The sequence below is a fragment of the Peribacillus sp. NJ11 genome, assembly GCF_030348405.1.
Classification (GTDB): domain Bacteria; phylum Bacillota; class Bacilli; order Bacillales; family DSM-1321; genus Peribacillus.
In genome coordinates, this window is the sequence record NZ_JAUCFO010000001.1 from 736469 (window position 1) to 749975 (window position 13507).

General features: G+C 42.5%; 7 protein-coding genes, 1 rRNA gene and 2 riboswitches. All 8 genes read right to left on the reverse strand.

Annotated features, from left to right (window positions below; genetic code table 11):
* Positions 1 to 170: 170 nt before the first annotated feature.
* A 16S ribosomal RNA gene (locus QUF86_RS03620) occupies positions 171 to 1721 on the reverse strand.
* Between the two features lie 426 nt (positions 1722 to 2147).
* Complete coding sequence (ptsG, locus tag QUF86_RS03625) at positions 2148 to 4217, reverse strand: glucose-specific PTS transporter subunit IIBC (protein ID WP_289333638.1); 2070 nt, start codon at positions 4215 to 4217, stop codon at positions 2148 to 2150.
* Positions 4218 to 4429: 212 nt separating this feature from the next.
* A complete protein-coding gene (gene glcT / locus QUF86_RS03630) occupies positions 4430 to 5272 on the reverse strand; it encodes a glucose PTS transporter transcription antiterminator GlcT (RefSeq protein ID WP_289318821.1) in 843 nt (280 codons plus the stop codon).
* Between the two features lie 154 nt (positions 5273 to 5426).
* On the reverse strand, positions 5427 to 6758 hold the full coding sequence (locus tag QUF86_RS03635) for an NCS2 family permease (RefSeq protein WP_289318820.1): 1332 nt from the start codon (positions 6756 to 6758) through the stop codon (positions 5427 to 5429).
* 108 nt (positions 6759 to 6866) lie between these two features.
* Positions 6867 to 6968: riboswitch (purine riboswitch) on the reverse strand.
* Between the two features lie 226 nt (positions 6969 to 7194).
* Complete coding sequence (guaA, locus tag QUF86_RS03640; protein ID WP_289333639.1) at positions 7195 to 8751, reverse strand: glutamine-hydrolyzing GMP synthase; 1557 nt, start codon at positions 8749 to 8751, stop codon at positions 7195 to 7197.
* A 142-nt stretch (positions 8752 to 8893) separates the two neighbouring features.
* A riboswitch (purine riboswitch) is annotated at positions 8894 to 8995 on the reverse strand.
* Positions 8996 to 9031: 36 nt separating this feature from the next.
* On the reverse strand, positions 9032 to 11224 hold the full coding sequence (locus QUF86_RS03645; RefSeq protein WP_289333640.1) for a DUF4129 domain-containing transglutaminase family protein: 2193 nt from the start codon (positions 11222 to 11224) through the stop codon (positions 9032 to 9034).
* A complete protein-coding gene (locus QUF86_RS03650; protein ID WP_289333641.1) occupies positions 11221 to 12375 on the reverse strand; it encodes a DUF58 domain-containing protein in 1155 nt (384 codons plus the stop codon). The genes QUF86_RS03645 and QUF86_RS03650 overlap by 4 nt, the downstream gene beginning before the upstream one ends.
* A 38-nt stretch (positions 12376 to 12413) precedes the next feature.
* Positions 12414 to 13370 (reverse strand): AAA family ATPase, encoded by a 957-nt coding sequence (locus QUF86_RS03655; protein ID WP_289318817.1) that lies wholly within the window; start codon positions 13368 to 13370, stop codon positions 12414 to 12416.
* Positions 13371 to 13507 lie beyond the last annotated feature (137 nt).

Consider the following 13507-nt stretch of genomic DNA (forward strand, 5'->3'; position numbering starts at 1 on the left):
AAAGATCTTACAGATGCTTTGAAAAAAATTAATTGCCTTCTATCTATTATCTAGTTTTCAAGGAACAAAGCAGAAAGAATCCATCACATCGTGATGTTTTTCTTCCCTATCTGAATGAATTACTCATTCAAAACTGAACAAAACAAAAGCGCGCTCGTAATTATCCTTAGAAAGGAGGTGATCCAGCCGCACCTTCCGATACGGCTACCTTGTTACGACTTCACCCCAATCATCTGTCCCACCTTAGGCGGCTGGCTCCATGAAGGTTACCTCACCGACTTCGGGTGTTACAAACTCTCGTGGTGTGACGGGCGGTGTGTACAAGGCCCGGGAACGTATTCACCGCGGCATGCTGATCCGCGATTACTAGCGATTCCGGCTTCATGTAGGCGAGTTGCAGCCTACAATCCGAACTGAGAATGGCTTTATGGGATTCGCTTACCTTCGCAGGTTTGCAGCCCTTTGTACCATCCATTGTAGCACGTGTGTAGCCCAGGTCATAAGGGGCATGATGATTTGACGTCATCCCCACCTTCCTCCGGTTTGTCACCGGCAGTCACCTTAGAGTGCCCAACTGAATGCTGGCAACTAAGATCAAGGGTTGCGCTCGTTGCGGGACTTAACCCAACATCTCACGACACGAGCTGACGACAACCATGCACCACCTGTCACTCTGTCCCCCGAAGGGGAAAGCCCTATCTCTAGGGTTGTCAGAGGATGTCAAGACCTGGTAAGGTTCTTCGCGTTGCTTCGAATTAAACCACATGCTCCACCGCTTGTGCGGGCCCCCGTCAATTCCTTTGAGTTTCAGCCTTGCGGCCGTACTCCCCAGGCGGAGTGCTTAATGCGTTAGCTGCAGCACTAAAGGGCGGAAACCCTCTAACACTTAGCACTCATCGTTTACGGCGTGGACTACCAGGGTATCTAATCCTGTTTGCTCCCCACGCTTTCGCGCCTCAGTGTCAGTTACAGACCAGAAAGTCGCCTTCGCCACTGGTGTTCCTCCAAATCTCTACGCATTTCACCGCTACACTTGGAATTCCACTTTCCTCTTCTGTACTCAAGTTCCCCAGTTTCCAATGACCCTCCACGGTTGAGCCGTGGGCTTTCACATCAGACTTAAGGAACCACCTGCGCGCGCTTTACGCCCAATAATTCCGGACAACGCTTGCCACCTACGTATTACCGCGGCTGCTGGCACGTAGTTAGCCGTGGCTTTCTGGTTAGGTACCGTCAAGGTACCAGCAGTTACTCTGGTACTTGTTCTTCCCTAACAACAGAACTTTACGACCCGAAGGCCTTCTTCGTTCACGCGGCGTTGCTCCGTCAGACTTTCGTCCATTGCGGAAGATTCCCTACTGCTGCCTCCCGTAGGAGTCTGGGCCGTGTCTCAGTCCCAGTGTGGCCGATCACCCTCTCAGGTCGGCTACGCATCGTCGCCTTGGTGAGCCATTACCTCACCAACTAGCTAATGCGCCGCGGGCCCATCTATAAGTGACAGCCGAAACCGTCTTTCCATCTTCTCTCATGCGAGAAAAGAACGTATCCGGTATTAGCTCCGGTTTCCCGAAGTTATCCCAGTCTTATAGGCAGGTTGCCCACGTGTTACTCACCCGTCCGCCGCTAATCTCAGGGAGCAAGCTCCCGTCGATTCGCTCGACTTGCATGTATTAGGCACGCCGCCAGCGTTCGTCCTGAGCCAGGATCAAACTCTCCGAAGAAATGTTTGACTTGCTCATTTTGCTTTTTTTGATAGTGTGTGCTCACTTAAAATTTAACGTTGGCGCTTTGTTTTGTTCAGTTTTCAAAGAGCAATATTTTGCATCGCTTCTTCAGCGACTTAATTAGTGTAACACCTTTCAAACACCATGTCAACAACAAGTTTTCATTTTCTCTTGCTGCATTTAATGTCTCAAGCGGTGTATTTAATATATTAGCACTTGCATACAGACAAGTCAATTTAATTCTCAAAAAAATTCCTTCTTTTTTTAAAACTACCACCTCCTTCTATATATATATACTCCTTCTTTCTATTAATGGTATTTCGAAGCATAGAGAATTTAATGTCCCTAATTCCCGACCTTGCTAATGAATAAACAAAAAACAGGAGTGCAGCTAATTATAGCTACCCTCCTGTTTTTGAAAGTTTATTTATTGATAGAAATTACGTCCGCTTCTTCTCTATCTACATTTCCGGCCTTCTCAATCTTCACACTTTCACCCTCGGAAAGATTGGTAAAGACGATTGGGGTAATGATAGAGGTGGCATTGTTTTTGACATACTCTAAATCGACTTTAAGCAACGGCTGTCCGCTTGTCACTTTATCTCCTTGAGCGACAAGAGCTTCGAAGCCTTTGCCTTCTAACTTCACTGTATCGATCCCGACATGTATTAAGATTTCACGTCCAGCATCGGAAACGATACCTATTGCATGTTTAGTCGGGAATAGGTTAACGATCGTACCATCTACAGGAGAAACGACCAAACCTTCCTCCGGTAAAATGGCAAACCCATCACCCATCATTTTTTCAGCAAAGACTGGATCAGGCACTTCCGTAATCGGTTTTAATTCCCCTTTAATAGGTGAAATAAAGCGTTCGGAAACTTCATCCGTCCTTAAAGGTTTCGGGACGATATCCTCGATTTGTTTTTCCACGCCTACTTCAGGAGACGCTTCTACTTTACGAGGCCTTTTTCCATCGATGATATCTTTCATTTGCCCTTTGATTGTTTCTGAACGAGGTCCGAAAATTGCCTGAATGTTATTGCCCACTTCCAGAACTCCAGCGGCACCAAGTTTCTTCAACCTATTCTTATCAACGTTACCGATATCATTCACTGATACACGAAGGCGAGTAATGCAAGCATCTAAGTGAGAAATATTTTCTTTCCCACCCATTGCTTCCAAGATATCCCCAGGTAGACTTCCGGCTGTACTTGCAGACCCTTCAGTTTCCTCGTCCTCTTCCACTTCACGGCCAGGAGTTTTAAGATTAAACTTCCTTATCGCAAATCGGAATCCAAAGTAATAGATAACCGCAAAGACTAAACCGACTGGGATAACGATCCAAGCATTGGTTTGAGGATTAATTAAACCAAACAGTACGTAATCGATCAAACCACCCGAAAACGTCATCCCGATTTTCACATCCAGTAAATGCATAGTCATGAAAGATAGACCTGCAAACAGACAGTGAATCCCGAAAAGTACCGGTGCAACAAATAAGAAGGCAAATTCAAGAGGCTCAGTAATCCCCGTCAAGAAAGATGTAAGCGCCGCCGAAGCCATCAAGCCACCGACAATTTTCTTTCGTTCCGGTCTTGCTTCATGATAAATGGCCAAAGCTGCAGCTGGCAATCCGAACATCATGAACGGATATTTACCAGTCATGAAGGTACCTGCCGTTAAATTCTGTACGCCATCTTTAATTTGCGCCATGAAGATGGCTTGGTCACCCCTGACTGGCGTTCCCCCACCTTGAGGGATATAGCTGCCAAATTCAAACCAGAATGGTGAATAGAAGATATGATGCAGTCCAAACGGAATTAACGCACGTTCTACAATCCCGAACACTAAAGCTCCCAGAGTCAGGTTAGCCCCCAACATATTTTCAGAAAATGAATTTAGCCCCGATTGAATCGTCGGCCAAACTAAAATCATCAACAACCCAAGAATAACTGCGCTTGCAGCCGTTACAATGGGTACAAAACGTTTACCTGCAAAGAATCCTAAATATGAAGGCAGTTCAATTTCATAAAATTTATTATACATAACAGCAGCCATGACACCGACAATAATACCGCCGAACACGCCTGTTCCCAACGTTGGGATTCCCAAAACATTGCTATACACCGCTCCATTTTTCGCAATGTCGGCAGCGTCAATTCCAAGAACAGTTCCCATTGTTACATTCATAATCAAGAACCCGATAATCGCAGCCAGCCCGGCAACACCATCTCCGCCAGCTAGACCAATCGCGACCCCCACAGCAAACAATAAGGGAAGATTCCCAAAAATAATATTCCCAGCATTCTCCATGACCGATGCGACCATTTCGACTCCGCCACTCGCAAGAAACGGGGCGATATCCAACAAAGTTTCGTTTTGCAATGCATTACCAAAAGCAAGTAAAATTCCCGCCGCTGGTAAAATGGCTACAGGAAGCATCAAAGCTTTTCCGATTTTTTGCAAAACACCAAACAACTTCTTAAACATAGGTTTTCCTCCTCTTTACTGTTTTTCCACGCTAATAAAACGGTTACATTTAACGATGGAATTCATCTTCCCACGCAACAGAATTCAATACAAAAAAGGCATAAGCAAAGATAGGATTGAAATGAAGTTCAGGTATATAATACCCTCTTTCATAACAATCATTCTCCTCACTTATGCCTGATCGAATCAGTAACACGTAAGTTAATGTATTTTTATTTGATTTTCTTTTGTAATCGTTGGATATGCATCGTTAGATAGACAGCTTCCGCATCACAAACCGGTCTGCCTAATTTCTGCTGCATAATTTTTATTAGCTTCCATGAGATATTGTAACACAAAGGATATTCTTCTTTCAATAGCAATGCAATTTTTTCAGGTTCATCGACCATTTCCCCAGCCAAAACCCTGTCTATCATGAATCTTAAATGACGGACCAAACGTGTATAATCAATGCTTTCCTTATTAATTTTTACGTTTAGCTGTTCTTCAACGACTTGGATAAGATGATAGATTAACTGCGAATGCTGATTGACTTCCGATAAGTCTTTATTTGCTATTGCACTATGAATATGAAGGGTAATGAAACCGATTTCCCCTTGGGGTAGGCCTATGCCTGTCTTATCTTGAATTAAATCGATTACATCAACAGCAATATCATGTTCAAAAGGATAAAGGGTTATCGTTTCTTTCAAGAATGGGTTTTTGATAGTCATTCCTTGTGAAACACGCTGAAGGGCGAACAGTAAATGATCTGTTAAACCGACATGTATATGTTCATTGAGTTTTCCGGTTACTCGATCGTTAATGAGATGAATGGATTCTATAATGGCAGCTTGAAGATTTTGATCGATCTGCGGCAAAAGTTTTTTGTAACTTTCCTGTTCCTTAACATTTTTCAGAACGAACGTTTTCTCCGCAAGTTCCGGACTTAACTCTTCACCTTTCTTTCGGTTGAAGCCTAAGCCCTTTCCAATAGAGACGACTTCACCATACGTCGGATGCGTGGCTATCACCACGTTATTGTTCAAAACCTTTTCAACGATAAAACCATTCATTTTTCTCCCTCATTTTTTCTCAAAGTCATCCCTATGCCCCATACAGGATAAAGTGCTTAGTACTTAGTACTTTTACTATACACGATATGAGCTTTCTCTTACAACATGAAAGAAGAGCCCCAAAAGTCAGGGCTCTTCTTACTTACTCGCATTATTACTTCAAGAAAATGAAATATAGAAGGAAGACGACTCCAAGACCCCACATGATCGGGTGAACTTCTTTAGCCCTTCCTTTCATCGACATCGTGATCGGATAGAAGATGAATCCACAAGCTATCCCTGTCGCAATTGAATATGTCATGGGCATCATAATAACGGTAAAGAAGGCTGGAACAGCAATTTCGAACTTCTGCCAGTCAATATTTTTAAGTGAAGATGCCATTAATACTCCGACTATAACCAATGCCGGCGCAGTCACCGCAGATGTCACCACTGAAAGAAGCGGGAAGAAGAAAAGGGATAGGACAAACAGCAAACCTGTTACTACAGCTGCAAAACCGCTTCGAGCACCAGCAGCAACACCCGATGTTGACTCTACATAAGATGTAGTGGTGGAAGTACCAAGAATTGCACCTGAAACGATGGATAATGAATCGGCAAGTAATCCTTTTCCCACTCTAGGAAGTACATTATCCTTCATCAGTCCAGCTTGTTGCGCAACAGCCACCAACGTACCGGCTGTATCAAAGAAAGCTACGAACAGAAAAGTCAATATCACGATTAACATTTGACCAGTGAAAAGATCACCTGGATTTCCGAAGGCATCGAATGCAACTCCGAAAGTAGGAGCAATGCTAGGAACGGCACCGATTATTTTCTCCGGCACCGGCACTTGCCCAAAGATCATTCCTGCAATGGCTGTAATGACCATTCCTATGAACACGCCGCTTTTAACGCCTCTCGTCATCAAAATGACGGTTACGACAATTCCAAAAACAGCCAATAAAGTATTTCCTGAGGTTAAGTCACCCAATCCGACAAGGACGCTGTCATCATTCGTGATGATTCCAGCATTTTGAAACCCTACAAAAGTAATGAATAAGCCGATACCAGCTCCAACTGCGTATTTAAGTTCGACTGGAATTGCATTAATGATTTTCTCCCGTATTCCCGATAGGGAAAGCAAAACGAAGATAATCCCTGAAATCAATACCCCTGTTAAAGCAGTCTGCCAAGGAATTCCAAAACCAAGTACAACGGTGAAAGCGAAGAAAGCATTCAATCCCATACCTGGCGCCAGCGATATTGGATACCTGGCTATGAGCCCCATCAATATCGAGCCAATCGCAGCTGCTAAGGCAGTCGCTGCAAAAACTGCTCCGTAGTCCATTCTCAATTCATCTGGATAGTCCTCGATGCTTTGTAAAGTCAGCATCACAGGGTTAACAACCAGGATATATGCCATCGAAAGGAACGTAGTTAGTCCGCCAAGTATTTCACGGCGATAATTAGTTCCCAGCTCATTAAACCGAAAATAATTTTTCATTATGAGTCTCCCCTATCATAAGATCGTAAGCCAACAGACAAATGCCCCATTCGCTTCCGAAGGGGGCTTGACTAGATCATGTAAAGAAGTGGCGGTTTATCCTTGCTCGCGCCAATCCATTCACATCGTAGTCAAGCCGTTCACGGCAGCTTGGTAGAAACTTTTGGGCCATATCCCCAATATTATACGACAATTATGTTTTTTTATTATTATAGGTATAGTGTACCAGTCACTAAAATAATCGTCAATACGCCAAACGAATATTTTTTATGTAATTTTAGGCATTGTTCGCGTTTCGCTATATTTTCCTTACTTATTATGGCTATATCTTCATCAACATACGTGAAATGTAAGTATTCAACATATTATCTATAATTTTTTTAACAAAAAAAATCAGTGAAGGTTAATTCCTTCACTGATTGGATGATTTAATCTTCTATTCCCACTCGATAGTTGCAGGTGGCTTGGAAGTAATGTCATACACGACGCGGTTAACATGATTAACTTCATTAACGATTCTCGTTGAGATGATTTCAAGTACATCCCATGGGATTCTCGCCCAATCGGAAGTCATTCCGTCAATGGATGTTACAGCACGGATCCCGATTGTGTAATCATACGTACGGGCGTCGCCCATTACCCCTACACTACGAATGTTAGGAAGCACCGTAAAGTACTGCCAAATTTCACGTTCCAAACCATTCTTTTTAATTTCTTCACGTAAGATATGGTCAGATTCACGAACGATTTCAAGTTTTTCATCTGAAATTTCACCTAATACACGAATGCCTAAACCTGGACCTGGGAATGGTTGACGCCAAACGATTTCATCTGGAATGCCCATTTCACTTCCAAGTGCACGCACTTCATCCTTAAATAGAGTATTCAATGGCTCGATCAATTTAAATTGCATATCTTCCGGCAGACCACCAACATTATGATGCGATTTAATTGTTTGTGCAGTAGCCGTACCACTTTCAATAATGTCTGTGTACAGTGTCCCTTGTGCAAGGAATTCAATACCTTCAAGCTTTGTTGCTTCGTCATCAAATACGTAGATAAACTCGTTACCGATGATTTTCCGTTTTTGTTCCGGATCTGAAACGCCAGCAAGTTTCGATAGGAAGCGTTCCGATGCATCGACCTTGATTACGTTCATATTGAAGCCTTCCCTGAATGTTTCCATTACACCTTCGGCTTCCCCTTTACGAAGTAATCCATGATCAACGAAAATACATGTTAGCTGATCGCCAATCGCTTTATGGATCAATACAGCCACAACGGATGAATCCACTCCGCCGCTCAATGCGCATAACACTTTTTTATCTCCGACCGTTTGACGGATTTTCTCCATCTCGATTTCAATGAAGTTCTCCATTGACCAGTCACCTTTGCAACCACAAACGCCGAATACGAAATTTTTCAAAATGTCATTTCCGTAAACTGAATGACGGACTTCAGGATGGAATTGTACGGCATACAATTTACGTGACTCGTCACTCATAGCCGAAATTGGGCAAGACGGGTTCGTTCCATCAATCGTGAAACCTTCAGGCGTTTCCACTACTAAATCACCATGGCTCATCCAAACGATTTGTTCTTTTGGCAAGTCACTGAATAACTTGGACTCATTTTGGATGGCAAGTGTCGCTTTTCCGTATTCACGGTTTTTAGCTGGTTCCACTTTTCCCCCAAAATGTTTGGTCATAAGCTGCATGCCATAACAAATACCGAAAATCGGTAGGCCCATTTCGAATATGCGTTCATCACAACCAAATGCAGTTGCATCATAAACACTGTTCGGACCACCTGAGAAAATAATTCCCGTTGGGTTCATTTTCTCGATTTCTTCTACAGTAATTGTATGAGGATGAAGCTCACTGTACACACCAAATTCACGGATACGACGAGTGATCAATTGGTTATATTGGCTTCCGAAATCAAGTACTACGATCATTTCCTGGTTTTTTTGCAATTCTGTTTTCCCCGGCACAAACGTCACCTCTATCAATGTAATTCACTCATAAAATCGAGTGATACTTTCTTATAAAAAATATTATCATAAAAAAAGAAAAACTAAAAATCCACCCTCAAAAATACACAAAAAGTATAGACGAAGGCAGATTTTCAGCTTTCCTGTTAAAATCCGCCTTCATAGTCAAATCATTTACGGTGATTCGGTAGAAACTTTCGATCCATATTATCGAGGATATATGAAGGATATATTAGTTTAAGTTAGTTTTTGTTATTGTATCAATATAATAAAAACCTGGTCAAGAGCTAGTTTTTTTCATTAAGCTTTCCCAACCGTTTTGAAAGTGCTCCCATTCGATATCTTCCACGTCTCCACGATATATCATTAACTCGTATCCAGCCGTCAATTCACTCATCTCATCTGTATCGTACACTGCATCCACATAGGCGGCGTACTCCCTTAAAGTTTGCCCCTCCGGACGAACTAAACCAGCTCGCTTTAATTGCTTCAATAATATTAAATAGGCTTTCGTGAAATGAGCACCGGTTTTATTTTTATAACGAAGAATCTGCAGATGTGGAATCCACTTCCTTCTGAAGAAATAACCAATTGAAGCGAGAATCATTACACCTAACAGCGTGATGGCAGTCCATTTAAAGAGACCTTCTGAGCCCCCTATACCAGTTTCCCCTGATGATTGGGTTTCCCTATCGGGTGTATCCTGGCGTTCCCTGGTCTCTTTTTTTGTTTGCTCTTCATTAGTTGGGCCAGGGTTCTTGATCTTTTCCTGTTTCAATTCCGAATCGTAAAATTCAACTTCCCCGTTGAATCCCTTTGTCGGCTCGAAGGGGACCCAACCTATCCCAGAAAAATAAACCTCGGCCCAAGAATGTGCATTATTATTGGTCACCTTATAAACGGATTCACCATCATGGATTGACTTTTCACCTTCCGTGTAGCCCTTTACCCACCTGGCAGGTATATTGGCGGCACGGAGTAAAACGACCATTGCACTTGAAAAATTATCACAATACCCTATCTGTGTCTCGAATAAAAATTGATCGACATAATCTTGATTTGTCCCCGGATACGGAATATCGTCTTTTGAATAAATGAATTCAGGACCGTCGAAGTAATCCTCAATGGCTTTTGCTTTATCGTACCAATTCGTTTCATTTCTTGTAAGTTGGGATCCCAATTCATAGATCCGGTTTGGCAATCCCTCAGGAAGCTGTGTGTTTTTTTCCATTAACAAATCCATCGTTTCGTCAGGTTCTGTGATCTTTCTTAACTCAGCTATATCAAAACTCGGCATATCATAGACCAGCTCATACTCTTCCATGACCAGTCTTTCTCCATTTTCCCGTTCAGAAATGATTTTGTCGATACCCTGATAATATTTAAAATCCATTCCGTTTTTGGCCTCAATCTTTTTTAAATATCCGGACTGCGGATGGAGTATATGCGAATATGTTTCCGTCATGGTTACTTTTGCCGTCATTTCTTCTGTTTTCTCTACTTCAGGAACCTTAATATCTAAAGATGTCATATCCTGCCCGTTGGAAAAAGAATGAAAGTCCGTTTCCGGTATGGAAACCCATCCTTTACCGGTATAAATATCTTTGTTCTCGACTTTCCAATAATGTCCTGCAGGTGCATTATTGTAAAAAACGATGGAACTATCTGGCTCTATCGAACCACCAAGATCCGAATCGTCTTCATCATATCCGACACTTTTACCCTTCGAACCACCGTCTTCTTTAACCGCTTTATCAGAATAAGAAGTAATATAAGGAACTGGGTCCGCCCACTGCGGAGAGAGCTTTGGGGCACCGAATCCAACAAGGACACTTACCAATATCATACCGGTTAGCATCAAAATCCACTTATTGATGGCAGTCATAGGAAACCGTATTCTCTCCTGTATCGTTAGACGCAGCAGGGATAGTAGACCGAGCATCAAGAACCCGATGATGATGATTCTTACCATTGCCTTATCCCCCACATAGGGAGTGAAAGTATCGAGTACAGAGATAAAAATCACCGTTAACATAAAAAAGAAAAAGATGCTTTGCCTCACCATCACCCAGTAATGGATCAAATATGTTACTAGCCAAAGAAGAACAAAAAATAGAAATGTTCGAAATGGATTGGTGATCGACTCCCAATTCCCATCGTACATATACCCAAGGTTGCCCGTAAAATCCACTAGAAATCCTTTCAACCATGATAATTGAAATAAAGCGCTTTTGGAATGAAGGAACTGTAATGAAATCATAATATAAGCAATAATGAGAATAATTCGGATTGACCAATGAATGCGGAAATAATGCAGTAGTAGGGAATAAATCAAAAATAGGACAAAAATGATGATATTACCTGTATCGGTGAGTTTATCGACAGGCCTTAACCATTCAGTAATCAACAACAGACCAAATATATATAAGAGGACATGCATGAACCTTTCCAACTTTTCGGTAGTGACATTCATTTTGCCATCACCCCTGATCTGTCAAACTTTAGTTGGCCATGTTCAAAAAAGCTAACCTTTATCCCCCTCGAGACAGCTGTAGAACTTGACATCTTTTCCTCATCAGTAAGATCGGCCTGTTTCTTTACACATAACATTAATCCCTGATTAGCGCGGAAAGCACTCAATATGTCCACCTTTTCTAAGGTTAAGTCTGAAACTATGAATATCACAGCAGCGTTTGCCGGAAGTCTGCCCTTACTTACATTTTCTTTCAATGCATTCACAACACTATGTTCTTCTTTAGCAAGTCGGTAAAAAATCTTTCGTCTCTGGTTATTTCCTGCTCCTGTCGGTATGATTAGTCTCGATCCCATACTTGCATACCCAATCTCCATGCCTTTTTTTAACATGGCGTGTGCAATGGAAGCCGTGATTACAACTGATTCTTCAAATAAATCCGATGGATTATTATCAAGCATGATGAATACATCCCTGTTTTTCTGCACTTCGAATTCTTTCGTCATGATTTCATTCGTTCTGGCCGTCGCCTTCCAATTAATCCATGACAACTGATCGCCTGGCTGATACTCTCTTACCCCGGAGACCACTGAATGTTCCCGTTTAGTTTTCTTTGTTGAACCCACTGCCCCCTGATTGAACACTCGATCAAGATCACTGTAGGCAAGTTCATGATATTGAGGGAAAACAGTTATCTTCAAAGGTGAACTATATATCGCCTCCCTTTCAGCGAGCCCGAAAAAGTCCCCTATCCTGAAGCGGATCGATTGAAACGAATGCTCTCCACGAGGCAAGTTTTCCAAGGTATATGACATGCTGAAGGTACGCTTGAATCCCGGAAAGATAAGTATTTTCCTTTGGAATCCCCTATCTTCCATCTCCTGAGGCAATTCCTCCTCTACCACCATAAATAATAGGGGCAGCCGGTTTTTACGGGTAAACGTCACGGCTATTTGAACGGATTCCCCGGCCTGGCATTCCCGTTTATTGACCTTTCTCTCAACGGTAAAGGCATGCATCGGATAAAACAGCAGAATCGCAGCGTACGCAGAAAATGGAAAAAACGAATAAAAAATAAACCAACTGACAAAACCGCCTTGAAACATTGCAAAGCAAAAGGAAATGGCCATGAGTAATACCAGTCCGATCACACTCATATTTCCCCTTAAAAAGTTGATGAATTTGCGCATCAGGTCACAGCCCGCTTCACAGGCACTTGAGTTGTCGCGACAATTTCATGTATCACCATTCCTGCATCGAATCCATCATAATTCGCTTCAGGTTTCAAAATGAGCCGGTGGGAGAATACGAATGGAACTAAATATTGAATATCGTCCGGTAGAACATAGTCCCTTCCCTGAATCAGTGCGTAAGCTTGAGCTGCTTTCATCAAGGCTATCGATCCACGCGGGCTTACCCCCAAATAGACCCCTTCATGAGTACGGGTTCGATTCGCCAACTCAACGATATAACGTTTTATTGTGTCATCCACTATCACCGCTTTTACCTCTGCCTGTAATGCTATCAATTCATCTATGGTGATGACGGATTCCAGCTCCTCAAGCGGTGCCATATGTTGAGCCCTATGAAGTACCTCCATCTCGTCTTCCACACTTGGATAGCCCATTTTCATTTTTAATAGGAATCTATCCAATTGAGCCTCTGGAAGCGGATATGTTCCCTCGTACTCGATCGGATTTTGTGTTGCCATTACGAAAAAGGGCTTCTCCAATCCTCTTGTGACACCATCTATCGTCACACTTGCCTCTTCCATGGCTTCAAGCAAGGCAGACTGCGTTTTCGGCGAGGTCCGGTTAATTTCATCGGCTAAAATAATATGTCCCATTATCGGTCCCGGTCTAAAAATGAATTCTTGTTCCTTAGGATTAAAGATCGAAACACCAGTTACATCAGAAGGCAGTAAATCAGGCGTGAATTGTATACGTTTAAAGCTTGCACCTATTGATTTTGCCAGTGCCCTTACCATGACTGTCTTTCCCACACCCGGAACATCCTCCAATAAGACATGCCCGCCGGAAAGAAGTGCCACGATGCTTAGTTCTGCTATATCCCGTTTTCCGATAATCACCTTTTCGATATTCCCTAGAATCATTTCCAGCTTTTGATTGATCTGCTTATAAATCATTCTCTACCTCCTGAGATCACCCTATCAATATTTCATATCTTTTCTATATCAAAACCCGACTTTTTTACATTAAGCTCCAATTAAACCTTACATTGTAAGTTTACTAGATATTCAGTAAACCATAAACGAATTTCTCT